This is a genomic window from Ensifer sp. ENS11, assembly GCF_014851895.1.
GTDB lineage: Bacteria > Pseudomonadota > Alphaproteobacteria > Rhizobiales > Rhizobiaceae > Ensifer > Ensifer canadensis.
In genome coordinates this window covers 394,110-417,569 of record NZ_JACVAN010000006.1, presented here as the reverse complement: position 1 = coordinate 417,569, position 23,460 = coordinate 394,110, and the positions used below count along the sequence as shown (strand labels likewise).

The window sequence follows — 23,460 nt, the reverse complement described above, 5'->3', positions numbered from 1 at the left end:
GCAACCGATGCGCCTTAGCCTCCGATCAAAGGAGACCATCATGGAAGCAACCCCCTTCATCACCGAGCTTGACGACGACGATTTGCGTGAGTTTTGCCTAGTGGGCATCTTCCACCTTGCTCATGCAAATTGGGTCAACGGGGTCGACGACGACGTGTCGTGCGACGTGCTCGAAGAGGCCTACCAGCGCGGTTGGACCGACATGCACATCGTGTTCGAGAAGGCATCAGTGAATTAGCTAGGCCTTGAGAACGGCAACCCGCGCCCTACCATCTTCTGCGGGAGGACACGCCATGCCGAAAATCGCCGCGCCGAAGCATCCCAAATGCCATCCAGATCGCGACCTCCATTGCCAGGAGGCGATAGAAGCCGAATTTCAGTCGATTGCCGATCGGGCCTTCCAGGCCGGACGGTCACGCGAGGAAGTGGCGACGGCGCTGATGGAACTTGCCGACAACAATTTCCTCGCGATGAATTCGAATGCCGAGATGTTCGAGATTGGCGCCGGTGTCGTGTTGCTCGCACGCAAGCGGCACTCGCCTCTCCTGCAGGAGGACACGCCACGTGGACATTAGCTGGCTGCAAGTGCTCACCCTGCTTATACCAACTTTGCACATGGCGACCATAGCTGCTGCGGTATGGTCACAGAGCGATCCGGCGCAAGACGACCCTGATGCGCGTGTGATAGAGACTATTTGTTTCTGAGACGAGGAACTTCCGATGACCGAGAAGACCTTCTTGACGATTGCGGCCGCAATATTCGGGATCGTTGCAATGGTGCACTTGGTTCGCATTCTCATAGGTTTTTCGGTTGTCATCGACGGCTGGACAGTTCCTATGTGGGTAAGTTGGGTCGGCCTCATCGTCAGCGGTGGCTTGAGCTACTACGGCGCCAAGCTCGCCAAGTTGATCTAATCTGGTGGGCTTTCCGTGGCCGTTTCGATCTCCAGCCACATGTAGTGGGCCGCCCCAGGCCCCCTCCTATAAGTCGGCCGACGGTTTCCGGACCGAATGGCAGAAGCTGATGAAGAAGCACGAGTTCACACGGTTCCGCGACGAGCGGATTGACTTTCACGGATTGCGCAAAAACGCGGTCATCAATCTGCTGGAAGTTGGGTGCACCGAGAACCAGGTCGGGGCGATCTGCAACATGTCGGCGCAGATAGTTCAGCACTACGGCCGAGAGGTCGCGCTGCGGTCATTGGCGAAGGACGCAATGAAGCTGATGGAGGCTCGTTGGAGCGAGATTGAACCGGCTGCTTTCCGGAACAAGAACGCAATGTAAATTGGAATCCGTTTCCAAATTCTTGGAAACCGGCAACTTCTTACAGAGCAGGAATTTTGGAAATAAATCAGCGGCTTAAGGAAGTTTTGGTGGGTGATCACGGGCTCGAACCGTGGACCCGCTGATTAAGAGTCAGCTGCTCTACCAACTGAGCTAATCACCCATCCGGACCGCTTCGGTGTTTGTCGCTGCGGTCTGGAGGGGCGTATAAAGGCGTTCTTTCGGCTTGTCTAGCGTCCTTTGTAAAATTCTTGGGAAAAAATTTCAGACGGGCGGAAAACAGGCTTTTTCCACAGGATCTGCCGCCCTTCTCGCCAACTGCGTTGGATGCACCCACCATAAGCCTCTGAAACAACACGCCGTCTTTTCCCCTGCCCGACCTTGAACGCCGCGTCTGTGGCGAATGCATGCCTCCCAAAGCATATCGCGGCCTCGGGACGACGACATGCATCAGGCTAAATACATCGAGGACAAGAACCCAAGCGCATGTCGCGCAAAAGCGTGCAGCCGGTTTGCGGGTAGCGACACGCCTAAAGTCCGACTGGCCAACCCCAGGGATCGCGGCACGCTACAAGCGCCCTGACATCCGCCCCTGCGCCATGCTCCCTTAAAGCAGCAGCTCGCCGGCGGCGATCTTCACTGCATGGCCGCCGATGCGCGCCGTGTTGATCTGGCCGCCCGCCACATCGAGATGCAGGTGGATGAAGGACGGCCGCCCCATCTCCACCCCTTGCTCGATCAGAAAGGGGTGGTGGCCATCGACCAGCTGGTCGAAGTGGTGGATGGCACCGGAAAGTGCTGCCGCCGCCGCACCCGTTGCCGGGTCCTCGGCAAGGCCCATCTCGGGCCTGAACATGCGGGTGTGGAACCGCGCCGTGTGGTTGATGCCGCCGCGACAATAGAGATAGGCAGACGCTAGGCGTCCTTCGGCAAGCGGCGCCAGATGCTCCCAGCGCTGCGGGTCGAATTCGACGGTAGCGGCCGCGGATACATCGTGCAGCGGCACCATGACGAAGGGAACGCCGGCGCTCCAGAAGGACGGCGCATGGTTCTCGAAGCCGATCTGCGAGGTCTTCAGGCTCAGCGCGTCGGCAAGCGCCTGCTTGTCGAAGCGGGCGTCGAGCCGGGTCGATCTGCGCGGCAGGTCGAATTCGGCAAAGCTCGCCTCGCCCGGCTTGATGCGCACGGCGCAGCGCACCGGCCCCACCTTCTCCTCCAGTACCTGCACGAGATCGGCGCTCTCCTCAGCCATGCCGTGGGCTCTTTCGGCGATCGCCACCGCAGCACCTACGGTCGGATGCCCGGCAAAGGGAAGCTCGCGCCCCGGCGTGAAGATGCGCAGCCGCGCCGTATGCGCCGCCCCGCCCGGCCGGCGGATGAACACCGTCTCCGAAAGGTTGAACTCCTGCGCGATCGTCTGCATCGCCTGATCGTCGAGTGCATCCGCCCCGAAGACGACGGCCAGCGGATTGCCCTCCAGCCGGTTCTGCGTGAAGACATCGTAGATCGCGTAGCTGAGCGGCATTTATTCCCCCTTGCGAATATAGTCCGGCCACGAACTTGCAATGTCATCGCCCGGGCGGCAAGCGCAAAAACGCCATCGTGCACCACACCCATCGTTATCCGATCCCCCTCGCCACTGGGCCGAAAACAAGGCCGCCGTTGACCGCATGGGACACCCGTCAGCGGCACGACTGCGCAAGAACGCCCCTGCCGGTGCCGGAAAAGTGATCGCCGCGGCCGCCAATGCGCGACCGTGCCGCGGATTTGGTGCTGATCTCATGCATGGCGCCCGAAAATGTCCCGCGCTTCCGCGTCACGACGTGCATAGGGCGAGAAGCCAAAGCACTTCCAGGAAAAGTGCGAAGCGGATTTCCGTCAGGAAAAGCTAAGAACAAAGAGGTAGAGCGCTTCTGCGACCCCGTCGAAACGGGCAACACTTCAAAACACAACGCAGCAAACCGATCTTGAACGACGTGATCTACAGCGCCGCGCATCTATTAGACGCGCAAAGGTCGCTGTAGCACTTTGAATGGCTGCATGTTTTTATCCTTAAATCGAATAGGATTTAAGGAGCGGGCAGTAGCGCATGCAGCAAACGATGCGACGGGCGGATGACACGACGATCTGGTGGGCCTTGGCGCTTGCGCTGGTGCTGCATGCCTTCGCCTTCGCCGCATTCTCGCGCCTGCCGCCGAAGCTGATGCCCCCGCCGGGCGCCGTAGACAGCATCGAGGTCGAAATCCTGGCCGGCGTGCCGGAAAAGCCGAAACCTGCCGTGCCCGCGTCGGAAGCGAGCCTGCCGGTGCCAGAACCGCAGCGCGAAAATCTGAAGACGCCGGCCAAGACGACCGACGAGCGCCCCCGCGGCAACCAGCCCGCGCCGCAGGCCCCAGGCATGGTGCACGCCCAAAACCTCTATTCCGCCGGCATCCTCGCCTCGCCGCGTAGCCGCCAGGCGCGTAAGGGTCTGGCGCAGCTGGCGCCCGAAGAGCGCGTGGTGCAGCTCTGCAATCTCGAAGCGATGGAACAGGTCCACCGCTGGAAGGCCGACCTCGATCCGGATTACCTCGTCGCCTATGCCCTGTCGGGCGTGAAGTTCTCCGGGGAAACGCTGAAGACCAATGGCGGAGCGTTTCGCAGCAAACGGCAATGGTGGCGCATCGCCTATTCCTGCTCGGTCACGCCGGATCGAACGACAGTGGTCGGCTTCGACTTCAAGGTCGGCGATGCCATCCCGCGCGAGCAATGGCAGGACCTTGGGCTTCCCATCGCCGACACTGCCGCCGACTGATGGTCGCGAACCATCCCCTCGCATTACCCGCCCTTCGCCATCGCTCCGGCGCCAAACCGTTATGGCGCGTTGCGCCAAAACCGGGGCCGCATGGAGATGTTGCGTTGCGTTAAATAGCGCGCGCAATTCCTTGAATAAATTCAGGCATTTGCCCATCATGATCCGGGCCCGTGAGGTACCCCGTGTCGCGTCCCATTCCGGCCTTCGTCAATGCAATGACACGAAAATCACCCTCATAGCCGCTCGGGATCGCTCCTATCGCCCAGTTACCAAAAAATCCCGCCATTGACACATACCGACCGTATGGTATGTTGGTTAAATGCCCAGACCAACAAAGCAATCACCCGAACGCGGCAACGCACGGATCCGGCTTCTCGATGCGGCGCGCGATGTCATTCGCGCAAAAGGCTTTGCGGCCACCAGCGTCGACGACCTCTGCCGTGCGGCTGACGTCACCAAGGGCGCGTTCTTCCACCATTTCGCCAGCAAGGACGCGCTCGGCGTCGCTGCGGCCGATTACTGGGCGGAAACGACGACCGACTTTTTCGCCGCCGCCCCCTATCACGGACCGCCCGATCCGCTGGCGCGCGTTCTCGCCTACGTCGCCTTCCGCAAGGCGATCATCCTCGGTGAAATCACCGAGTTCACCTGTCTGGTCGGCACGCTGGCGCAGGAGGTCTATGCCAGCGCGCCCGACATTCGCGAGGCTTGCGCCCGCAGCATCTTCGGTCATACCGCCACGCTCGAAGCCGACATCGAGGCCGCACGCAGCGACCGCGGCATTGTCGACGCCTGGACGGCCGAAAGCCTGGCCCGGCACACGCAGGCCGTCATCCAGGGCGGCTTCGTGCTCGCCAAGGCCGGCAACGACCCCGAGCTTGCGCGCGAAAGCCTCGACCATCTCGACCGGTACATCCGGCACCTGTTTCACGTCACTTGAGGAGGATGCGACATGAGCGATACCACCCATATCGGATGCGCCTGCGGACAGACACGGCTGAAAGTGCAGGGAGCGCCGATCCTTGTTTCCGAATGCCTTTGCGACAGCTGCAGGGCGGCCGCCGCCCGCCTTGGCGCCCTGCCCGGCGCCCGCAACATCCTGACTTCCTATGAGGCCACCCCCAGCGCCGAATACCGCAAGGACCGGATCACGATTGTCTCCGGCGAGGAGAACCTCAGCGAATTCCGGCTGTCAGAGGGTGCGGGCTCACGCCGCGTCGTCGCCACCTGCTGCAACACGCCGATGTTTTTGGAAATGAAGGGCGCGCACTGGCTCAGCCTCTATCTGCACCTCTGGCCGGCCGAGACGCGGCCGAAGGCCGAGCTGCGCACCATGGTCGGCGACCTGCCCGACGCTTCCTGGCTGCCCAAGGACATCCCCAACCTGAAGACCCACACCGTATCCTTCTACGCCAAGCTTCTCTGGGCCTGGATCGCCATGGGCTTCCGCAACCCGAAGATCGCAATAGCGCGCAAGATCGAGGCCTGACGCCGGCGTGCGGATGGGTCGGCACATGTCGGCCTTCCGTCTCGCGCCCCTGCCAGCGGCGCTGCACCAGCAACGCGACATCATGCCCACCAGCCCGGACCCCGCATCTGGCGAGCGCTGCTGACTGCATATCTGCGCACCCAACCACAGCAATCAACCGCGCGATGCGAGCATCGTCATGAAAATGGGCGTCCCGACCACGACGCCGGCGAAGACAAACAACGGTCCGTAAATCAGCGCGCTCAGCGGGATGATGGAGACACACGCCCGCAAACCGTCATTCAGGCAGTTGTGCGTCCCGCCCTCGAAAATGCCGTAGACGGGTAGAAACAACCCCGCGATGATCAGGCTGGAAGCAAACGCCAATGCGGCGGATAGGATGAGGCAAGCGAGTGTCTTCATGCTTTACGGCTATAGGATTTTGGTGATCCGAGCCAACGCCCGACCATTGGGCACCATCGGGGTCGGATACGCATTGAATGCGGCTACGCGGAAGAGTTGCCTTTACCTTGCCGAAACTGCTCTTGCGATAATCTCGGATGAAATCCTGTCACGACGCCCATCAACATCGACAAATGCCCAGCACAACAAAGCGGCTACTCAACAAGCTCAGGGAGATGGAGGCGCGGCGCGGCGTCGAACGCCCACCGTCTCGGGGGCTTTTGTCGCCGTTCGCCAGGGGATTGGCGGAATTCCTGCAGGACTATCGCCGCATCACCTCGTTTTATGCCGGGTCGTTTTCCATCGTCATCTATTGTGCATTCGCCAGCTACGTGGGTGCCATCGTCGCACTGCTGTTCCAGTGGCCCGCGATCTATCCGGCCGCAGCCGCCTGCCTAGCCACGATCATTCTTCGGCATTGGGTCCGAAACGCCAAAAAGAGGCACGATCGACATTATCGACCGTGACGCCGTGTCCTCCCTGACGACCGATGTGCAGGCGCCGCCGCACCGCCACAATGCGGATTGTACCGATAGCTTTGCCATGTAATGTGCCGGCCATGGATAAGACCACGACATTCCCGATCTCGCTCTCCGGTTTTGAGATCGAAGGGCTGATTGAAGCGGATGCACCGCGACTGATGCCGCTTTACCAGAACTGTCAGGACTATGTGGTTTTGGAGCGCGGCCATCCACCGGATGCAACCGTGGCGATCGAAGAATTTCAAAGCTTTCCGCCGGGCAGAACCGAGGCCGACAAGTTCGTCTTCGGATTGAAATCGGGCGCCGGGAACCTCATCGGCATGCTCGCCTGCGACCGCAATTATCCGCAGGAGAAGTCCTGGTGGATCGCCTTGCTGATGATCGATCCGGCCTTTCGCCGGCACGGCGCGGCGAAAACACTCTGCGACGACTTCTTCAGCTGGCTGAAGACACAAGGCGCGGACCGCGTGGAGCTCGCCGTCTTCGCAGAGAATGAACAGGGCCTTCGCTTCTGGGAAGGCCAGGGCTTCGAGATGGTGCGCACCGCAGGGCCGGTCCCCATCGGGACAAAGCAGCACAGAATGGAAGTCTTGGGTCGATCGCTGTGAGCGTCTCAATTCCGCACGGTTGACGGTTGCGCCGATCGTTCGCCGAAAAGCCAACGCCGACCGTTTGAATCAGCCCCTGCCATTTTCCGGCATACGCCAAGCAGCCGCGCGCCGCCCATGGATAGCGCCGCCGTTCGCCGCCTGCCGACGAACAGGGCCGCTCCGCGCACCGGTTGACCACATCTCAAAGACGACGCGCTCCGCCGCCGCACAGCGCAATGGCCATGCCCCCGAGACATCGTCACCGCTTTCCGTCAAACAGCCAGGTGAGGATCGGCAAAATGAACGGCGGATAGTTGTGCGCACCCGGATCCGGCCCCCAGATGGCGATCGCCTCGTCGATCTCCGGCTCGGGATCGCCGGCGATATGGGCGGCCACCCTTGCAACCAGCGCTTCCGCCGTTTCCGCCACCCGGTAGAGCCGGAACACCGTCACCGCCCGCCCCATGTGCAGCACGTGATAGCCGGGTTCGGCAGTCGCGGCATCGAGGTCGATGCCGGTTTCCTCCAGCGCCTCGCGGCGGATATTGCCTGGAATGTCGCAGCGGCCGTCGACCACGTCATCAGGCTCCAGCGAGCCCGAGGGGCTGTAGACCCGGGCCGGATTGGCCGTGTGCGATCCCATGCGCACCAGGATCAGGGCACCATCGGACGACACGATCACCGGCATGGCGAACAGGTGGAAGGCGGCGTCCGCGCGGGTCTTGCGCCACCACAGAAAGGTCGAATAGGGCACCACATGCCCCTCGCCGACCACGCGGCCGTCCTCGATCCGGAGCGCCCGCTGCAGCACCATCTGCCCGTCGAAGAGATGCGGGTTAGCGGCGATCTCCGCCCGCCAGTTTTCCTGCGCGGTATCCACCTGATCGAGATGGAAGGGATGCGGGCCCTCCTTCACCCGGATATCGACGCCTGAGATCGGCAGGATCTCGCCTTCTTCGGGCCAGTGGGCAAGGTTGCTTTCGAGAGTATCCATCGTCACACGTCCAGTGTCATGGCCACGGGGCAATGGTCCGATGCCTTCGGCCGGTCCCAGCCGGTGCGCGGATAGCGCTCCACCTCCTGCCCCGGCGGAAAGATCGTGCGGAAGGGCTGGCCGCCGCGGATGATTTCCGGCACTTGGGCTGCATTGCGCTGCGCGAGCGCCGGCGACAGCCAGATATAGTCGAGCTGGCAGAGGTGCCGCTCCTGCGGCCCGCGGCTGTGAAACAGCGTCCAGCGGTCGAGCACCGGCCGGCGCAGCATCGGGTTTTCGACAAAACCGTCTGCAGTCAGCACATCGAGCGCGCTTTCCTCCTCCTCGCGCGGCACGAACTCGTAGCCGTTGCGCCGGTCGCCAAGGATGTCGACCTTCTCCTGATAATCATTCATGTCGCCGCAGATCGCGAACATCTTGTCAGCCGTATGCCCGCGACCAAAGCGGCTTTCGATGATATGGCGCACGGCCTTGGCCTCGGCCACCCGCACCGGCATCGTCGCCTGGCGCCCGTCGAGCCCGTCGCGTGCCGGCCCCATGGATTTGAAATGCACGACATAAAGCGTCAGCGGCCGCCCGCCGATCCGCAGGTCCAGTTCCAGGCAATCACGCTTGAAGATCCGGTCGTTCGGCCGGCTGGAGGCAGCGAGCGCATCGTTGAAGATATCGAGATCCGCATAGGTCAGCCCCGCATGGCTCTTCACCTCGAGGCACTCGATCGGCTGGCCATCGCGCGTTTCCTCGCGCATCAGCACCGCCACGTCGATCCCGCGCGAATCATTGCCCTCGATCAGGTATTTCTGGCGATAGCCGTTGCCGACCATGCGGAAGAGATAGTTGTACTCAAACGCCTGCAGCGACGCCATGTTGTCGGCCTCCTGCAAACACAGAATATCCGCATCGCAATCGGCAATCGCCAGCGCCGACATCTGCCGCGTATCATCCGTATGCGCGATCGTCCGCGCCTCCTCCAGCCGCTGATACTCCGCCTCGCTCTTCACCTCGAAGAGTCTGAGCACCCGGTCCTGCTTGAGCTGATTGCGGAAGCCGGAAAAATCGAAGCGGCTCATGAGATTTTCAATATTGAAGGTGGCAAGTCGAAGGGACATCAAGCAATTCCATAACTGAATTGCCGCGGAGATTAGGCATTGAAGCGCAAATGTCGAGGGCGATTTCCCGGCAGGTGCGGGAGCCTCTCCTGAGTGGCCCCCAACGCTTGTTGTCCAGCGAACGGTCAGTGATGTGGAAAGCACACGCCTGCGTGTCTTCGAAACAACCGAAGACCACCGTGAAGGCGAAAACCAAGAGTTTTTTCGTGCCGACAAAGGCGACCGCATGAGAAACCGCCGGAATACAGCAAATGAAGCGGATGGATTTCTGCCCGCTGCTTGATGCAGCAGCCATGGCCCAGCGTTGTTTCCGCGCCGGTGTCGAGCTGGTCTATTCGCGGTCCCAAGCCTGACGGCGGTGGGCGCATGGCCAACGTGCCGAGCGCCGGCACGTTGGCGTTCCTAGGCACCGCGCGAATTCCTCGCTGCATGAAAGCTTTTGCCGCGTTAGCCCGATTTTCGTTCTGGCTGGATATTCTGGTTGAGCCGGAAGAGATTGCCAGGATCGTACTTGGCTTTAAGCGCCGCCAGCCGTGCATGGTTGCCACCATAGGCCTGGGCGACCCTTTCGGTTTCATCCTCCGGCATGAAGTTGACGTAGACGCCACCTGTCGCATGTGGCGCAGCCGCGGCAAAGATTGCCCGCGCCCAATCGATGGAGGGTTGTTCGTCGGCCTGGTCACGCCACCTGGTGTGAACGTTCATGACAAACTTGGCCTCGCGATGCGGATAGGCGGTCGCGTCGGGTGCCACGCGGCTGCTGGCACCACCGAGCTGCCCGATGAAGATTTCACATTCATCAGTCGGCAACGTCCCTATATGTTCGCTCAGGATCTCAAACAACCCGTCGCTCAGGGCCGTGAAATTGTGCGACTTCCAATAGTTGAATGCCCCTGGCGTGAGAAGCGGATCGAATGCCGTCTGCCATGCGGAATATGGCTGCACGCCGACGACGTCGGCGATCGGTTCGCCAAGCGAACGCAGTGGTTCAAGTGCCTCCTCGGCTCTGCTCGGCTCACCGGCATAGCAGACGGCGAAGACGAGGATTTCCTTGCCGTGCACCTCTTCGGGCAGGAACGGCAATGGCGGCGCCTTACGCAGGACCACCCAAATGGTAAGATCGTCGGACGCAGCGGCCGCCACGCGGCGATACCCCGCAAGAAGTTCACGGGCGTGGGCAAACGGATGAACGATCAGCCCGGATACCAGATCGGGACCGACCGGATGCAGCTTGAACTCGAACGACGTGACCACGCCAAAATTTCCACCGCCGCCGCGAAGAGCCCAGAATAGGTCCGGATTTTCCGTTGTGTTTGCATGGACAAGCTCGCCGTCGGCGGTCACCACATCGGCCGAAATCAGATTGTCTACCGTGAATCCGTATTTGCGACTGAGCCACCCGAAACCACCCCCAAGCGTGAGACCGGCCACCCCTGTGGTTGAGTTGATACCGAGCGGGGTGGCAAGACCGAACGCCTGCGCCTCTTTGTCGAACTCTCCGAGCGTCGCGCCAGGCTCGACCCTCGCGGTGCGTGCCTTGTCATCGACCCGGACAGAACGCATCGGCGAAAGATCGATCAAAAGTCCGCCTTCGCAGACGGCATTGCCGGATATGTTGTGACCGCCACCGCGTACAGAGAGGAGCAATCCGTTGTCGCGGGCAAACTGCACCGCCTTTACGACATCTCCTGCGCCATGGCAGCGCACCACAGCCCCAGGCCGCCGATCGATCATGGCGTTCCAGATTGTCCTGGCCTCGTCGTAACCAGCCTGGCCGGCCAAACACACGTTCCCGCGACACCGAGTTCCCAACATCTCCAAAAGGTCGGTTGAAAGGGTGACCGTTTCGCCCTGAAGCCCACTAAATTGAACATCTGTCATTTCATCCTCCCTGCCGGCACGGATGTACGAGACGCCTCTTGGGGCGCAGACGGACGAACCGGCCCTTGCTTAGTTCAGTTGCACCGACAGCTTGTCGATGGTTCCCGTGAACTGAAATGGCACCTGGTAATCCCCGTCCTCGACGCCAGTGCGGGTATCGACGCCGACATCGAAGGTCTCGTCAATCGTCATGAGGAAGGGCACGGTGTTTGCGACCTTTTGACTGGCGACTTCTTTGCCGTCGACGTTCAGGACTCCGCTGCCGCCCTTGCCGGGGCCGCCACCATCGTATTTGAAGGTAAAGACGATGGTATGCTTGCCCGGAGTGAGCGCGTCCTGGCCTTCCCAACGGAATTTTTCCAGTGCCAGAAGGTTGTAAAGGAAGACCGGCTTGCCCTTCAGCAGGTAGAGCCCGTACCCGCCGAAGCGACCGCCTTGGGTGACCAGCATGCCATCGCCGCCGCCTTGCGGCACGTCTACCTCAGCCGTGACAGTGTAGCTTTTATTGACGATGTCGGGCGCGTTTCCGGATGGAAGACCGGATATTTCGCCTGAGTACGTAAACAAGGTTTTTCCGGCCGTGGCACTCGGGCGGGGTGCGAGAACGCGCTGGAGAAAGTCGTTGTCGAGCGGAAACACACCATACTTCGCCGCCTCGACGAGGAACAGTTCCTTCAACTCCTGAAGCTTGTCAGGCATCTTGGCCGCGAGGTCGTTGTTCTGCGAATAGTCCTCGTTGAGATTGTAGAGTTCCCAGGTGTAGCCATTGACCACTTCGGGCATCTTACCCAAACCGAGCAACCACGGCGCAAGCGGCGGCGTTGTGGATGCCATCCAGCCGTCGTGGTAGATGGCGCGGTTGGCCAGCATTTCGAAATACTGCGTCGTACGCCGAGACGCAGTATTGGCGTTCTCCTTGTCCCAGCTATAGGCCATGGAAACGCCTTCAATCGGCTTCTGCGCCACGCCGTTGACCATCACGGGAGCCTGAATGCCGGTCGCCTCGAGGATCGTCGGGACGATGTCGATCAAATGGTGGAATTGTGTGCGGATTCCACCGGCATCCTTGATACGGGCCGGCCAGGCCATGGCCATGCCTTGCCGGGTGCCGCCAAAGTGCGATGCCACCTGCTTCGTCCACTTGAATGGGGTGTCGAAGGCCCAGGACCACGCCACCGACATGTGCGGCTGGGTCTTGTCCGAACCCCAGACATCGTAATATTTCAACTGTTCCTTGACCGGAACATTGATGCCTTCGATCGCGGCCAGGTCGAACGGCGTGCCAACGGTGGAACCTTCGGCACTGGTACCATTGTCGCCTTCGATGTAGATGACGAGCGTATTGTCGAGCTTGCCCAAATCGTCCACCGCCTGGATCACCCGTCCGATCTCATTGTCGGTGTAGGCCACATAGGCGGCATAGACTTCCGCCTGGCGCGCGAAGAGCTTCTTGCTGTCGGCGTCGAGCGTATCCCACTTGGGCAGATCGTTGGGCCACGGCGTCAGTTGGGCGTTCGCCGGAATGACGCCCAGCTTCTTCTGATTGGCGAATATCTGGTCGCGCATGGCATTCCAGCCCATGTCGAACTTGCCCTTGAACTTATCGACCCATTCCTGGGTTGGATGATGGGGGGCGTGGGTGCCGCCCGGCACGTAATAGAGGAAGAACGGCTTATCAGGCGCAACGACGCTGAGTTGTCGCATGTAGCCGATCGCCTCATCCGCCATGTCAGTCGTGAGGTTGTAGCCGGGCTTTCCGATCCATGGAAAAATCTGTGTGTGATCGCGGAACAGGTAGGGTGTCCACTGGTCGGTCTCGCCGCCCATGAAGCCATAGAAGTATTCGAAACCCATCCCAGAGGGCCATTGGTCGTAGGGGCCCGCCAAGCTGTACTGATAGCTCGGCGTGTTGTGGTTCTTGCCGAACCAGGACGTCGCATAGCCGTTGTCTTTCAGGATTTCACCGACGCTGGCGTTATCGAGACCGAGGATGGAATCATAACCTGGATAACCGGTGGCCTGCTCGGAGATCACACCGAAACCCACGGAGTGATGATTGCGGCCGGTAATCAGAGCCGCGCGCGAGGGCGAGCAGAGCGCCGTCGAGTTGAACTGGGTGTAGCGGAGCCCCGCCTGCGCGATCCGGTCCAATGCAGGCGTGGGGACAACACCGCCGAAGGTACCAGGGACACCGTAGCCCGCGTCGTCGGTCATGATCAAAAGGATGTTCGGCGCGCCTTTTGGGGGCACGATCTGCGGCGGCCAATAGGGCTTCGAGTCTTTCGCGCTGAGCCCGATCGCACCACCGAATGTCGGCGGGGGGTTGGGGAGATATCGCCCGTCGACCGTCGTCGTGGCATCCGGGTTGCCCGGTGTGCCGGTGATCTGTTGTGCGCTCGCCGCACCAAACCCCATCAGGATTGTGATGATGGCGGTCGATGCAATCGCGGTCGATTTCATGCTACGCATGTCAACACCCTCCCCTCGTGGCAGCTCCGTCCGAGGGCGGACGCGCACTGCACCATTTCGATCTCGCTCGGCGGCCATTCCATACTGAAGAAAGGTTCGATCGGACTGTAGAGACGTAGGACTGTGCCCTTGGTCGCCTTGGGCACGGCCGGCAACATCGGCGGAGCTTTCAGAATCGGCACCTTGATTATTTCAGCGATGACGCTTCTGAGCAGGACGACGTGACGGCAGTGATTGCAGCGAATGCGAGCAACCGGACGGCGTCATTGATGCGCCGCTTGGATCAGTCTTCCGGATGTGGCGGAATACTACCACACAGATTGCGCTCTTGATACTGACTCAACCGCTCACGACCCGGCGTGGCTCGCCCCCGACCGTCGAGTAGCCGGGTGAAAGGCAGCGGCAGCTTTTGGCCGATACCGTTGAAAAACACCCCCGATGTGAAGTGGCTCAACGTCGGCGAGATATTAAGTTATCAGTTGCAAAAGCAGCGAAGGCGAACTTAGGAAGCCGCCAACAAAGAGGCCAACGAATCCAAGAGCTAGCGCTCCGACAAGTCCATGGTTCTCCCAGCCAGTCGAAGCTCCCACCGCTGTCGCTGCGACGATGATCGACACTGACCATACGATCTTGATGAGCACGACCGTGCGCCGCATGACTGTAGGTTTTTCTTGCGCCATGGCAAAACCAGTTTGTTTCGAGGCCTTTGTTGATTGAATATAATATCGAATTCTCTTTCCACGATAGCCGTGATTGATAGCCATCGTCCCATCCCGGGCCAGTAGCAGCCAAGCCAGCGCCTCTAGCTGTGAACTTTCAGGAGGTTGTCCATTTGGAGCAGATTTAGGAGACTGGAGTTACCACACCTCAGTTTTCCAGGATCGCACCGAATGAACATTCACAAGAATGCCCGACTGACGCCGTTGCATCGAGAGGAAATGGCCGTCGGACAAAACGCCCGCCCTATGAAATCCCCGTAATATCCAGCTCGTGTCCGCCCATGGCAGCCACATCGCCGACCCCCTTGCCCATGAGGATCCGGGCCACCGGGGAAACGTAGGAAATCGATCCGGCCTTCGGGTCCGCCTCGTCCTCGCCGACGATGCGATAGGTCTGCACCCGGCCGTCGTCGCGGCTGAAGGTGACGGTGCTGCCGAAGGCGACGATGTCAGTCGAGGTCGGGGCGGCGACGAGCTGGGCGGTGCGCAGCCGTTCGGCAAGATAGCGCAGGTCGCGCAAGGGGCCGGCCGCCTGCCGCCGGCGCTCGTTGACGTCTTCGATCCCGCTGGTCGCATCATAGGCCGCGCGCGCTTCGCGCTGCTGCTGCTCCAGCACCTTGAGGCCCGCTTCGGTGACAAGGTTGGGATGCGGCGAAACCGGGCGGTCGGGCAAAAGGGTTTCCGCCGCGGTTTCGGCACTTTCTTCCTTGGTGAAGGCAACGCTCACGATCGAACTCCGTTTGGACGCGGCAGGCTCTTACAATGCCTCCGCGCGAAAGCCCACTGTCGGTGAGGCACCGCGCTGGGGATGACAAGAGTAATCGCTGATATTGCCCCATCCGCGGGCGGCGGTCACCCCGCATTATCTGACGTCATCCGCTGGCATGAGGCACTTGGAAACCGGCACCAGGCAGAGGCGCGGATCGGCCATCCATGACAGTCCGAAGCCCGAATGAGTAAGGGCCATCGCCGCACCGGACGCCTCCTCTTGTCCGCAAAACCCGCGACGCGCCTCGCCACCCTTGCAATCAGCGGCTGCCCGCCTTCGCCGCCACGCACCCCATCAGGTGGCGAGCAACGGCCGCATCAATCCCTCCAGCCACTCGGCAAACACCTGGAAGCGACGGGAAAGATGCTGGCGGTGCGGGTAGAGCAGCGCCAGCGGCATCGGCTCGGCGCAATGGCCGGGCATGACCTCGACGAGGTCTCCGGCCTGCAGATGCGCCTTGACGTCATAGGCCGGGATCTGGATGAGGCCGAGATCCGCCAGGCAGCAGGCGATGCTGCCCTCGGCGCTGTTGACGGTAACGCGGCCGGCCATCGCCACGGTCCGTGTCTCGCCACCTTCGATCCACTCCCACTCCTCCACCCGGCCGGTTGAGGGCGACGCGTAGTTGACGGCGAAATGCCGGGCCAGGTCTTCCGGTTTTTCGGGCGTGCCATAGCGCGTGAGATAGCCGGGCTTGCGACATTGACGAGCTTGAGGTTACCGATCGGCCGGGCGATCAGGGCGGAATCACTGCGCGGCCCGACCCGCAGCGCGCAATCGACGCTTTCCTCGATCAGGTTCACCGCCCGGTCGGTCATGCCAAGGTCGACGTCGATACCGGGATATCGCTCGAGGAAGCTGGCGAGTTCAGGGCGACGATCAGCCGGCCGATCCGGCTCGGCAGCTCGACGCGCAGCCGGCCGGTCGGCCAGTCCTCTCCCTGGCGAAACAGGTTTTCCGTCTCGTCGACATCGGCGATCAGCCGCATGCAGCGCTCGTAGAAGGCCGCCCCATCCTGGGTCGGCGAAACCTTGCGGGTGGTGCGATGCAGGAGCCGCGTGCCCACCCGGGTTTCCAGCGCCTGCACCGCCGCCGACACCGACGAGCGCGGCATATCCAGCGTGTCGGCGGCGCGAGTGAAGCTGGCGCAGTCGACGACGCGTGTGAAAATGCGAAAAAGCTCGATCCGGTCCATGGTCAGCCGCTTATTGTTCGAGATTCCTGACAGGTTATGTCACGGACGGCGGCTTTATAACAGAGATGCCGACGATATGCTTCGGGTGGAAAGACGGCCGCAGCGGGCGGCCTTCAAGCACCGAAAAGGTTCTGGCCATGACCGATCACAGCATCAGAGGTAAATCCGTTCTCATCGCCGGCGGCGCGAAAAACCTCGGCGGTTTGTTGGCGCGCGATTTTGCCGAAAAGGGCGCCCGCGCCGTCGCCATCCATTACAACAGCGCCGCAACTAAGGCCCCCTCCGAGGAGACCGTGGCTGCGATCAAGGCGGCTGGTGCCAATGCCTTCGCCTTCCAGGCCGACCTGACCGGCGCCAGCGCGGTGGAAAAGCTGTTTGCCGATGCCAAGGCCGCGCTCGGTGGCATCGATATCGCCGTCAACACGGTCGGCAAGGTGGTGAAGAAGCCGCTCGTCGACATCACCGAGGCCGAGTATGACGAGATGACCGCGGTCAATTCCAAGTCCGCCTTCTTCTTCCTGAAGGAAGCCGGCAAAAATGTCAGCGACAACGGCAAGGTCTGCACGCTGGTCACCTCGCTGCTCGGCGCCTTCACGCCGTTTTACGCCGCCTATGCCGGCACCAAGGCGCCGGTTGAACACTTCACCCGCGCCGCCGCCAAGGAATTCGGCGATCGCGGCATCTCGGTGACGGCGATCGGCGCGGGGCCGATGGATACGCCCTTCTTCTATCCTGCCGAAGGCGCCGATGCCGTTGCCTATCACAAGACTGCTTCCGCGCTGTCGAAGTTCTCGACCACAGGCCTTACCGATATCGAGGACATCGTGCCTTTCATCCGCTTCCTCGTCTCCGACGGCTGGTGGATGACCGGCCAGACCATCCTCGTCAATGGCGGCTACACCACGAAGTGACCGGCAAAGGGCGGTGCTGGCGCCGCCCGTCGACAGGACAGAAATTTCACAATAGCCTCATAAACGAGCCGCCCTGCTCCGCCGACGGAAGATCGACCGGAGCGGGCGGCCGTTCGACCTGCTGCGGCATCCAACGCCCCGGCGCTTCACGGATGGATTTCATGGCGTCTTTCCTGCCCACGTCGCCTCGCCTGCCTGCGCTGCTCGCCCTTCTCGTCATGCTCCTTCCGCCGCTCTACGCCCGGGCGCAGACGCCGCCGGCCCCCGTGACCGTCGTTCTCACCCATGGTCAGCCAAGCGAGGAGATCGAAAGCACGCTGCGGGCAGCAGCCGCTTCCGGCCGGCCGGTCACCGTCGAATGGCGCGATGCGCCGGACACCGCACCAAAGGCACCGATCGACGCCACCACAGCCGCCGCCACAACGCCTCAGCCCCAGTCGCCCGCGGCCGACGACGCGCTCGAGGGACTATCGGCTCGCTTCGTCAATGGCCTGCAGATGGGCCTGAATGGCACCTCGGCCATCGCTGCCGTCATGGGCGATGTCGCAGCCAGCGTGCGCGCCGAGGGACGGTCTATCCTTTCGGTCACCTCGGTGGCGCTGGCGGCCATTCTTGCCGGCCTCGCCGCCGCCGGCCTGCTCGGCTTTGTCTTCCACCGCCTCATCGGCAGCCATTTCGCCATCGTCGACGTGCTGCACCGCGTGCGCGCTTCGCTGGTGCGGCTGGGTCTCGACATCATCCATCTCGTCATCTTCGCAGGCGTCGCGCATGCGATGCTAAGGTTCTTCCTCACCGCCGGCACTGCCTCGCAAGAGCTGGCCCGCGCGCTGGTAACCGTCGCCGTCACCACGGCCGCCTATGCGGTCTGCGGCCGCTTTCTCTTCGCCCCGTCGCGGCCGCAGACGCGGTTGCTGCCCATCGCCCGGCCACGCTTCCATTTCGCCATGCTGGTTGCCTATGGCGCCATCGGTGCCGTCGTCGGCGCCAGCGTGCGCTTCGCCAACGAGCGTGCCCTGGAGCCCGCCGCCATCGAGGGCTGGTTTCTGATCGGCGTCACCGCAGTGACGTTCCTGAAGCTCTACTGGTTCATCGCCGGCCGCACCGATATCCGCAATCTCTTTGCCGGCGAAGCGCCCGGCGCCGTCCGCCGCGCCATCGCATTCGTCGTTCCCGAGTTCTATGCGCTGAGTGCGCTGACGCTCTGGCTCATGGGCTGCATCGTCGCCGGCAGCCCCAACAGCGCTCAGTGGAGCTTTGCCGGCGGCACGACGCAGGTCATCCTGCTCGGCCTTCCCATCCTCGCCTTCGGCATCCATTCGCTGGCGGGTGCGGCCGCCGATCGCCGGCGCACGCCCGCCTCCTCGCCGCTGCACCTGGCCATCGCCGGCAGCGTGCAGACCGCCCTTGCCGGCGCCGTGTGGCTGATCGGGCTGCATATCATCATCGTGCTGTGGAGGCCGATCATGATCCAGGGCGATACCACCGCCGCCGTCGACTGGATCGTCATTCTAGAGCGCGTCAGCCTTGCCGTCGTCGCCAGCTGGGTGATCTGCAGCTTCCTCTGGCGCAGTTTTGAGGCCTTTGCGCCCACCGCCCGCGTCTCCATGCCCGGCGAGACCGAGGAGGAGGCGCAGATCCATCAGACAAGCCGGCTTTCGACCATCCTGCCGCTGATCCGCAATCTCGTCTTCGGCGGTATCTTCGCCGTCACCAGCCTCGTCGTGCTTTCGGCGCTCGGCATTAACATCGCGCCGCTGCTTGCCGGCTTCGGCGTGCTTGGCCTGGCGCTTTCCTTCGGCTCGCAGACGCTGGTCAAGGATGTGGTATCCGGCATCTTCTTCATCGCCGACGACGCATTTCGCGTCGGCGAATATGTCGACACCGGCAAGCTCAAGGGAACGGTCGAGCGCATTTCGCTCCGCTCGCTGCGCCTGCGCCACCAGAACGGCCAGATCCACACCATTCCCTATGGCCAGCTTCAGGCCGTCACCAACTACAGCCGCGACTGGAGCACGGTGAAGTTCGAGCTGAAATTCGAGCGCGAGGACGATCCGGAAATAATCCGCAAGACCATCAAGAAGGTTGGCCTTGCCATGCTGGAGGACGAGGAGTTCGGGCCGGAGTTCCTGGTACCCTTGAAGATGCAGGGCATCCAGGACGTCACCGAAAACTCGCTGGTCGTGCGGCTGAAATTCACCGCCCGGCCGGGCAACCCCAGCATCCTGCAGCGCGAGGCGATGAAACGGCTGCTGCCCGCGCTGCGCGAGGCCGGCCTCAGCCTCGCCTCCAATGCCGTCACCGTGCGCTCCGGCCCCGGTGGCCTGAGCGACGCCGATGTGGCTGCGGCGAATGCGAGGCTGGCGAAAAAGCCGATCGATCCCGAAGCGGCCGCCGCCGAGACATAACGCTTGTCGCGCAAACGTGCGCAGCGACATGCTGCTAATACACGAGCTTGAAGCGCACCCTGGAAATCGCGGCGCGCCGTGCCACGGCATTTCCTGGCGGAAAACCGCTTCGCACTTTTCCTGGAGATGCTCTAGCCCGAAAGCCCACCCTGCCGCCGTGCAGTCTGCGGCGCATCGCGGCGATCACCGTCAAACAGCGGCCCACCCTGGCGCTCGAGCTCGTCCTGCGCCAGAGTCACCAGCACATCTGGCTGCGCCTCGCCAGCCAACCGGAAAGCGTCGTCGAAGCGCTGCGCCAGCGCGGGGTCAAGACGCTGGAGGAGCCGCGGCAGCCATTTGCCCTTGCCCGACCAGTGGCCGCGCCCGAGCAGCGCCAGGTCGCATAGCGGCTGGTGGAGGGCCGCGGCGATCGCCCGCATTTCCGCCGTCGGCCGCCTATCCCTGAGGTCGTCAAGCAGGTCGGTGATCTGGTAGCGAAGCATGTCCCGCCGCTCCGCCTTGAGCGGACCCGGCCCGCATGAAAGCCTGGCCTTTGCCTCGTTCTGGAGGGCCAGGCCGCGATCGATGTCCCGGCCGACAACTGTTCCGCCTGCGACCATGTCGAGCAGCACGGGATAGCCGCTGGCAAGATCCTGATCGACAAACCAGTTCAGCGTCTCGAAATCGTGGACGAAAGCCTCGACCGGAAATCCGCCGGCGATGAAGCTCTCGCGCCAGGCATTGCTCAAGTGTTCGTGCAGCACCACCAGATCGATATCGGAGGATGGCGTGCCCTCGCCGCGCAGGATCGAGCCGGCAACGATGGCAAACAGCGCGCCTGGATAGCGCTCGTTCAGGATCGTTTCGGCCGTGCGAACCGCCCGCACGCGCTGGGCGGCCGTGGCGTCGTTGTCGGGCAAACCCGCCTGACCGTCTCGTTCCGCGTCCATCATGCCCCTCTCGTCCATACGAAAAATCCCCCCGGGCGGCTGTCATCGCACGGGAGGATTTTCAAAGAAAGGCAGAAGGCTTCGATGCCGCCAGGAACCTGGCAGCGCGTGAGGCCGAGCCGTTACTGCAGCGTGCGGGTCGGCGCCTGGCCGGGCTGGCCGGGCTGGCCGGCGTTCGCCGCAGCACTTGCCGGGTCTGCCGCGTTGCGCTGGCTGTCGAGGCCGGTTGCCACCACCGACACGCGGAAGGTGCCGTCGAGCGTGCGGTCGAAGATCGAGCCGACGACGATGTCGGCCTCGTCATAGACTTCCTCGCGAATGCGGGTGGCCGCTTCGTCGACTTCGAACAACGTCATGTCCATGCCGCCGGAGATCGAGATCAGCACGCCCTTGGCGCCGCGCATCGACACTTCGTCGAGCAGCGGGTTGGCGATCGCCGCTTCCGCCGCCATCAGCGCGCGGCCCTCGCCGGTCGCCTCGCCGGTACCCATCATCGCCCGGCCCATGCCCTTCATGACGGATTTCACGTCGGCGAAGTCGAGGTTGATCAGGCCTTCCTTGACGATCAGGTCGGTGATGCAGCCGACGCCGGAATAGAGCACGCGGTCGGCGATCACGAAGGCATCGGCAAAGGTGGTCTTGGCGTCGGCGATGCGGAAGAGGTTCTGGTTGGGGATGACGATAACGGTGTCGGCCGCTTCGCGCAGGCGCTCGACACCCTCTTCAGCCATCTGCATGCGGCGCTTGCCTTCGAAGCTGAACGGCTTGGTGACGACGCCGACCGTCAGGATGCCGGCCTTGCGGGCTGCCGCCGCGATCACCGGCGCAGCACCGGTGCCGGTGCCGCCGCCCATGCCGGCGGTGACGAAACACATATGCGTGCCGCCGAGGTGATCCATGATCTCGTCGATCGATTCTTCCGCCGCCGCGCGCCCGACTTCCGGCAGCGAACCTGCACCAAGGCCCTCGGTCACATGCGCACCGAGCTGGATCAACCGCGACGCCTTCGACATCGCCAGTGCCTGGGCGTCCGTATTCGCCACGATGAAATCGACCCCCTGGAGCCCTTCGGTGATCATGTTGTTGATGGCATTGCCGCCGCCGCCGCCGACACCGATGACGGTGATCTTCGGGCGCATTTCGGTGATCGTGGGCTTCTTGAAATCGTTCATGGCTTTGTCTCCTAGGGCGAACGCCGCCAAAACAACGGATCGGGGCGAATCGGGCAGCTGTTATTTTAGGAATTGAAAAAAGCCACGGAGAAGGCAAGAGAAAAGGCTGATGCCACTTTCCACACATGATTTGTCATTTGCCGTTCGAGTGGGATTTCAGTCCTTCGCCCAGTTCGTCGTGGCGACCAAATTAATTCTTTTTATCAATGACTTGCTACATTTCCACATAGGCAACCGCCATTTGCCTCGGATCGAGCCGGCGCCACCCTCTTCTTGCTTCAATGGACCGAAACGGCGCGGCGCATCTCTTCCCACTCTATGTCGACAGGGCGGATCGGCCAATACAAGTGCCAATCGGGGGCAAACGTGAACTGCAAATTGGAGTGCGCCCCTGAGGGTGGACAGATAGGCATGATGAATTGACCGGGCTGGCCGGGTTTCCGAAAGTGGAACCCATGGCAAAACATCGCATTCACAGTATGGAATTCAAACGGCAGGTCGCGCAGGAGTTTGTCGCGGGCGAGACCTTGCATGGCCTGTCAAAGCGCCACGACGTGTCGCGCAACTTGATCCGGATTTGGGTGAGCAAGTATGAGCAAGGTGCGTTCGACGACGACGCTCAGGCCGCCGACCTTATTCAGGAATACGGCCCGGATTGCAGCGCTTGAACGCCTCGTTGGCAAACAGGCGCTGGAACTGGAGTTTCTAAAGGGGGCTCTGAAAAACGCACCGCGGCCGAGAAGCGGAGCTACATCCGCCATCACCGGCCCGCTGGTATCTCCGTCGCCGAAGGATGCGAGCTGATGGGTATCGCACGCTCGACCTATTATGACCGCCCGGAAATGCCTGTCGACGATACCTCTATCGTCGAGGCGATGTTTGCCATCTGCGATGAATTTGAATTCTACGGCTACCGTCGCGTTGGTGCCGCGCTACGCCAGCAGGGTTTGGTCATCAACCACAAGAAGATCAGACGGTTAATGCGTCAACACGATCTGCATCCGAAGATTCGCCGCAGGTTCGTCGCCACCACCGACAGCAATCATGATGGCCTGATCTTCCCGAACCTGGCGAAGGACATCGTGCCGACCGGCCCCAACCAGCTCTGGGTTTCCGACATCACTTACGTCGCGCTGCCAACCCGCTTCATCTATGTCGCGGTCATCCTCGATGCCTGGTCACGGTTGATCGTCGGTTACGCCGTCAATCGGAGTATCGACGCGCGTCTGACGGTTGCAGCATTAAAGGCAGCGATAGAGCGTCGGCGGCCGCCATCGGGCTGCATACATCATTCCGACCGCGGTTCCCAATACGCAGCTCAGGTCTACAGGGATGCACTGGCTGGCGGTGGTCTCGTCGGCTCAATGGGCCGCAGGGGGAATCCCTATGACAATGCCAAAGCCGAAAGCTTCATGAAGACGCTGAAGGTCGAAGCGGTGTACCCGATGGCCTATGAAACTTTCGAAGAGGTGACCGAACACCTTCCCCACTTCATCGAGGAGGTTTACAACACACGCAGACTTCATTCAGCGCTCGGCTATCTGAGCCCGCAGCAGTTCGAGGATCAACACATCCGGCAGACTGGCAAAACAGCGGCCTGATCACTGTCCACCCTCAGGGGCGCACTCCAAATGGCGGCCAGATTTGCCCCTCACCCCAGCCCTCTCCCCGCGTGCGGGGAGAGGGAGAACCGAGCGTGCGGCCCCCTCCAATTCTCCGCACGTCCAATTCCATCCCTCTTGCGGAATGCGTCTCGGCGGGTGCCGCAAAGTCCCTTCTCCCCGCCAGCGGGGAGAAGGTCCCGGCAGGGGGATGAGGGGCGGATC

24 protein-coding genes, 1 tRNA gene and 1 pseudogene are annotated in these 23,460 nt (G+C 62.0%); 13 read left to right on the top strand and 13 right to left on the bottom strand.

Translation table 11 applies throughout. The features are described 5' to 3' along the window. The first annotated feature begins 40 nt into the window (after positions 1-40). The 4 genes from IB264_RS15310 to IB264_RS15295 all read left to right on the top strand — a co-directional run bounded on the left by IB264_RS15310 (position 41) and on the right by IB264_RS15295 (position 1,285). Positions 41-238 (top strand): hypothetical protein, encoded by a 198-nt coding sequence (locus tag IB264_RS15310; RefSeq protein WP_025427504.1) that lies wholly within the window; start codon positions 41-43, stop codon positions 236-238. A 55-nt stretch (positions 239-293) separates the two neighbouring features. Beyond that, complete coding sequence (locus tag IB264_RS15305) at positions 294-575, top strand: hypothetical protein (protein ID WP_025427505.1); 282 nt, start codon at positions 294-296, stop codon at positions 573-575. A 145-nt stretch (positions 576-720) separates the two neighbouring features. Further along, entirely contained in the window at positions 721-915 is a 195-nt protein-coding gene (locus IB264_RS15300; protein WP_025427506.1) for a hypothetical protein, read from the top strand. Positions 916-1,024: 109 nt separating this feature from the next. Beyond that, positions 1,025-1,285 (top strand): hypothetical protein, encoded by a 261-nt coding sequence (locus tag IB264_RS15295; RefSeq protein WP_025427507.1) that lies wholly within the window; start codon positions 1,025-1,027, stop codon positions 1,283-1,285. Between the two features lie 87 nt (positions 1,286-1,372). Here IB264_RS15295 and IB264_RS15290 read toward each other — a convergent pair. Next, positions 1,373-1,448, bottom strand: a tRNA-Lys gene (locus IB264_RS15290). 444 nt (positions 1,449-1,892) lie between these two features. Next, positions 1,893-2,810, bottom strand: coding sequence for a PhzF family phenazine biosynthesis protein (locus tag IB264_RS15285; protein WP_025427508.1), 918 nt, complete (start codon positions 2,808-2,810; stop codon positions 1,893-1,895). 564 nt (positions 2,811-3,374) lie between these two features. Here IB264_RS15285 and IB264_RS15280 point away from each other — a divergent pair. The 3 genes from IB264_RS15280 (at position 3,375) to IB264_RS15270 (ending at position 5,568) form a co-directional block, all read left to right on the top strand. Then, positions 3,375-4,079 (top strand): DUF930 domain-containing protein, encoded by a 705-nt coding sequence (locus tag IB264_RS15280; protein WP_025427509.1) that lies wholly within the window; start codon positions 3,375-3,377, stop codon positions 4,077-4,079. A 319-nt stretch (positions 4,080-4,398) separates the two neighbouring features. After that, positions 4,399-5,019, top strand: a complete 621-nt coding sequence (locus IB264_RS15275; protein WP_038576209.1) for a TetR/AcrR family transcriptional regulator — start codon at positions 4,399-4,401, stop codon at positions 5,017-5,019. Between the two features lie 12 nt (positions 5,020-5,031). Continuing rightward, positions 5,032-5,568: a GFA family protein gene (locus IB264_RS15270; RefSeq protein ID WP_025427510.1), complete on the top strand. Its 537-nt coding sequence runs from the start codon at positions 5,032-5,034 to the stop codon at positions 5,566-5,568. A gap of 153 nt (positions 5,569-5,721) precedes the next feature. Here the strand turns inward: IB264_RS15270 and IB264_RS15265 are convergent, their stop codons facing one another. Continuing rightward, the gene (locus IB264_RS15265; protein WP_025427511.1) at positions 5,722-5,970 is read right to left on the bottom strand and encodes a hypothetical protein; all 249 of its coding nucleotides are present in this window, start codon (positions 5,968-5,970) and stop codon (positions 5,722-5,724) included. 173 nt (positions 5,971-6,143) lie between these two features. Between IB264_RS15265 and IB264_RS15260 the strand changes: the two genes are divergently transcribed. Then, on the top strand, positions 6,144-6,476 hold the full coding sequence (locus tag IB264_RS15260; RefSeq protein ID WP_025427512.1) for a hypothetical protein: 333 nt from the start codon (positions 6,144-6,146) through the stop codon (positions 6,474-6,476). Positions 6,477-6,526: 50 nt separating this feature from the next. Next, positions 6,527-7,099, top strand: coding sequence for an N-acetyltransferase (locus IB264_RS15255; RefSeq protein WP_158407849.1), 573 nt, complete (start codon positions 6,527-6,529; stop codon positions 7,097-7,099). 241 nt (positions 7,100-7,340) lie between these two features. On the opposite strand, the gene IB264_RS15250 is transcribed toward IB264_RS15255, so the two are convergent. The 8 genes and pseudogenes from IB264_RS15250 to IB264_RS15215 all read right to left on the bottom strand — a co-directional run bounded on the left by IB264_RS15250 (position 7,341) and on the right by IB264_RS15215 (position 16,217). Continuing rightward, positions 7,341-8,075 carry an NUDIX hydrolase gene (locus IB264_RS15250; protein ID WP_025427514.1) on the bottom strand — a complete coding sequence of 245 codons (735 nt, stop codon included), beginning with the start codon at positions 8,073-8,075 and terminating at the stop codon, positions 7,341-7,343. A 2-nt stretch (positions 8,076-8,077) separates the two neighbouring features. After that, on the bottom strand, positions 8,078-9,184 hold the full coding sequence (locus tag IB264_RS15245) for an endonuclease/exonuclease/phosphatase family protein (protein ID WP_025427515.1): 1,107 nt from the start codon (positions 9,182-9,184) through the stop codon (positions 8,078-8,080). After that, positions 9,153-9,479 carry a hypothetical protein gene (locus IB264_RS15240; protein ID WP_144239152.1) on the bottom strand — a complete coding sequence of 109 codons (327 nt, stop codon included), beginning with the start codon at positions 9,477-9,479 and terminating at the stop codon, positions 9,153-9,155. Before IB264_RS15240 ends, IB264_RS15245 begins: the two co-directional genes overlap by 32 nt. A gap of 152 nt (positions 9,480-9,631) precedes the next feature. After that, positions 9,632-11,065: an FAD-binding oxidoreductase gene (locus IB264_RS15235; RefSeq protein ID WP_025427516.1), complete on the bottom strand. Its 1,434-nt coding sequence runs from the start codon at positions 11,063-11,065 to the stop codon at positions 9,632-9,634. Positions 11,066-11,134: 69 nt separating this feature from the next. Further along, a complete protein-coding gene (locus IB264_RS15230; protein ID WP_025427517.1) occupies positions 11,135-13,525 on the bottom strand; it encodes an arylsulfatase in 2,391 nt (796 codons plus the stop codon). A gap of 476 nt (positions 13,526-14,001) precedes the next feature. Beyond that, positions 14,002-14,298, bottom strand: coding sequence for a hypothetical protein (locus tag IB264_RS15225; protein ID WP_225906314.1), 297 nt, complete (start codon positions 14,296-14,298; stop codon positions 14,002-14,004). Positions 14,299-14,497: 199 nt separating this feature from the next. Next, a complete protein-coding gene (greA, locus tag IB264_RS15220; RefSeq protein WP_025427518.1) occupies positions 14,498-14,980 on the bottom strand; it encodes a transcription elongation factor GreA in 483 nt (160 codons plus the stop codon). A 336-nt stretch (positions 14,981-15,316) separates the two neighbouring features. Then, a pseudogene (locus IB264_RS15215) lies at positions 15,317-16,217 on the bottom strand (LysR family transcriptional regulator). A gap of 137 nt (positions 16,218-16,354) precedes the next feature. Here IB264_RS15215 and IB264_RS15210 point away from each other — a divergent pair. Together IB264_RS15210 and IB264_RS15205 are read left to right on the top strand one after the other, a co-directional pair. Continuing rightward, the gene (locus tag IB264_RS15210; RefSeq protein ID WP_192433724.1) at positions 16,355-17,128 is read left to right on the top strand and encodes an SDR family oxidoreductase; all 774 of its coding nucleotides are present in this window, start codon (positions 16,355-16,357) and stop codon (positions 17,126-17,128) included. A gap of 161 nt (positions 17,129-17,289) precedes the next feature. Continuing rightward, entirely contained in the window at positions 17,290-19,533 is a 2,244-nt protein-coding gene (locus IB264_RS15205) for a mechanosensitive ion channel family protein (protein WP_025427520.1), read from the top strand. A gap of 131 nt (positions 19,534-19,664) precedes the next feature. Here IB264_RS15205 and IB264_RS15200 read toward each other — a convergent pair whose 3' ends face one another. After that, positions 19,665-20,465: a nucleotidyltransferase domain-containing protein gene (locus IB264_RS15200; RefSeq protein WP_025427521.1), complete on the bottom strand. Its 801-nt coding sequence runs from the start codon at positions 20,463-20,465 to the stop codon at positions 19,665-19,667. Positions 20,466-20,584: 119 nt separating this feature from the next. Further along, positions 20,585-21,634 carry a cell division protein FtsZ gene (gene ftsZ / locus IB264_RS15195; RefSeq protein WP_025427522.1) on the bottom strand — a complete coding sequence of 350 codons (1,050 nt, stop codon included), beginning with the start codon at positions 21,632-21,634 and terminating at the stop codon, positions 20,585-20,587. Positions 21,635-22,053: 419 nt separating this feature from the next. On the opposite strand from ftsZ, the gene IB264_RS35385 reads away from it, so the two are divergent. Both IB264_RS35385 and IB264_RS15185 read left to right on the top strand, forming a co-directional pair. Beyond that, complete coding sequence (locus IB264_RS35385) at positions 22,054-22,302, top strand: transposase (protein WP_309141652.1); 249 nt, start codon at positions 22,054-22,056, stop codon at positions 22,300-22,302. Positions 22,303-22,386: 84 nt separating this feature from the next. Continuing rightward, positions 22,387-23,235 carry an IS3 family transposase gene (locus IB264_RS15185; protein ID WP_144239153.1) on the top strand — a complete coding sequence of 283 codons (849 nt, stop codon included), beginning with the start codon at positions 22,387-22,389 and terminating at the stop codon, positions 23,233-23,235. Positions 23,236-23,460 lie beyond the last annotated feature (225 nt).

Excerpts from the sequence above, each read along its gene's own strand:
- IB264_RS15235 (WP_025427516.1), bottom strand. The coding sequence starts at position 11,065 with ATGACAGATGTTCAATTTAGTGGGCTTCAGGGCGAAACGGTCACCCTT.
- IB264_RS15300 (WP_025427506.1), top strand. The coding sequence starts at position 721 with ATGACCGAGAAGACCTTCTTGACGATTGCGGCCGCAATATTCGGGATC.
- IB264_RS15295 (WP_025427507.1), top strand. The coding sequence starts at position 1,025 with ATGAAGAAGCACGAGTTCACACGGTTCCGCGACGAGCGGATTGACTTT.
- IB264_RS15200 (WP_025427521.1), bottom strand. The coding sequence starts at position 20,465 with ATGATGGACGCGGAACGAGACGGTCAGGCGGGTTTGCCCGACAACGAC.
- IB264_RS15210 (WP_192433724.1), top strand. The coding sequence starts at position 16,355 with ATGACCGATCACAGCATCAGAGGTAAATCCGTTCTCATCGCCGGCGGC.
- IB264_RS15250 (WP_025427514.1), bottom strand. The coding sequence starts at position 8,075 with ATGGATACTCTCGAAAGCAACCTTGCCCACTGGCCCGAAGAAGGCGAG.
- IB264_RS15280 (WP_025427509.1), top strand. The coding sequence starts at position 3,375 with ATGCAGCAAACGATGCGACGGGCGGATGACACGACGATCTGGTGGGCC.
- ftsZ (WP_025427522.1), bottom strand. The coding sequence starts at position 21,634 with ATGAACGATTTCAAGAAGCCCACGATCACCGAAATGCGCCCGAAGATC.
- IB264_RS15285 (WP_025427508.1), bottom strand. The coding sequence starts at position 2,810 with ATGCCGCTCAGCTACGCGATCTACGATGTCTTCACGCAGAACCGGCTG.
- IB264_RS15275 (WP_038576209.1), top strand. The coding sequence starts at position 4,399 with ATGCCCAGACCAACAAAGCAATCACCCGAACGCGGCAACGCACGGATC.
- IB264_RS15205 (WP_025427520.1), top strand. The coding sequence starts at position 17,290 with ATGGCGTCTTTCCTGCCCACGTCGCCTCGCCTGCCTGCGCTGCTCGCC.
- IB264_RS15270 (WP_025427510.1), top strand. The coding sequence starts at position 5,032 with ATGAGCGATACCACCCATATCGGATGCGCCTGCGGACAGACACGGCTG.
- IB264_RS15225 (WP_225906314.1), bottom strand. The coding sequence starts at position 14,298 with ATGGCTATCAATCACGGCTATCGTGGAAAGAGAATTCGATATTATATT.
- IB264_RS15240 (WP_144239152.1), bottom strand. The coding sequence starts at position 9,479 with ATGGCTGCTGCATCAAGCAGCGGGCAGAAATCCATCCGCTTCATTTGC.
- IB264_RS15305 (WP_025427505.1), top strand. The coding sequence starts at position 294 with ATGCCGAAAATCGCCGCGCCGAAGCATCCCAAATGCCATCCAGATCGC.
- IB264_RS15245 (WP_025427515.1), bottom strand. The coding sequence starts at position 9,184 with ATGTCCCTTCGACTTGCCACCTTCAATATTGAAAATCTCATGAGCCGC.
- IB264_RS15255 (WP_158407849.1), top strand. The coding sequence starts at position 6,527 with ATGCGGATTGTACCGATAGCTTTGCCATGTAATGTGCCGGCCATGGAT.
- IB264_RS15265 (WP_025427511.1), bottom strand. The coding sequence starts at position 5,970 with ATGAAGACACTCGCTTGCCTCATCCTATCCGCCGCATTGGCGTTTGCT.
- IB264_RS15310 (WP_025427504.1), top strand. The coding sequence starts at position 41 with ATGGAAGCAACCCCCTTCATCACCGAGCTTGACGACGACGATTTGCGT.
- IB264_RS15230 (WP_025427517.1), bottom strand. The coding sequence starts at position 13,525 with ATGAAATCGACCGCGATTGCATCGACCGCCATCATCACAATCCTGATG.
- IB264_RS15260 (WP_025427512.1), top strand. The coding sequence starts at position 6,144 with ATGCCCAGCACAACAAAGCGGCTACTCAACAAGCTCAGGGAGATGGAG.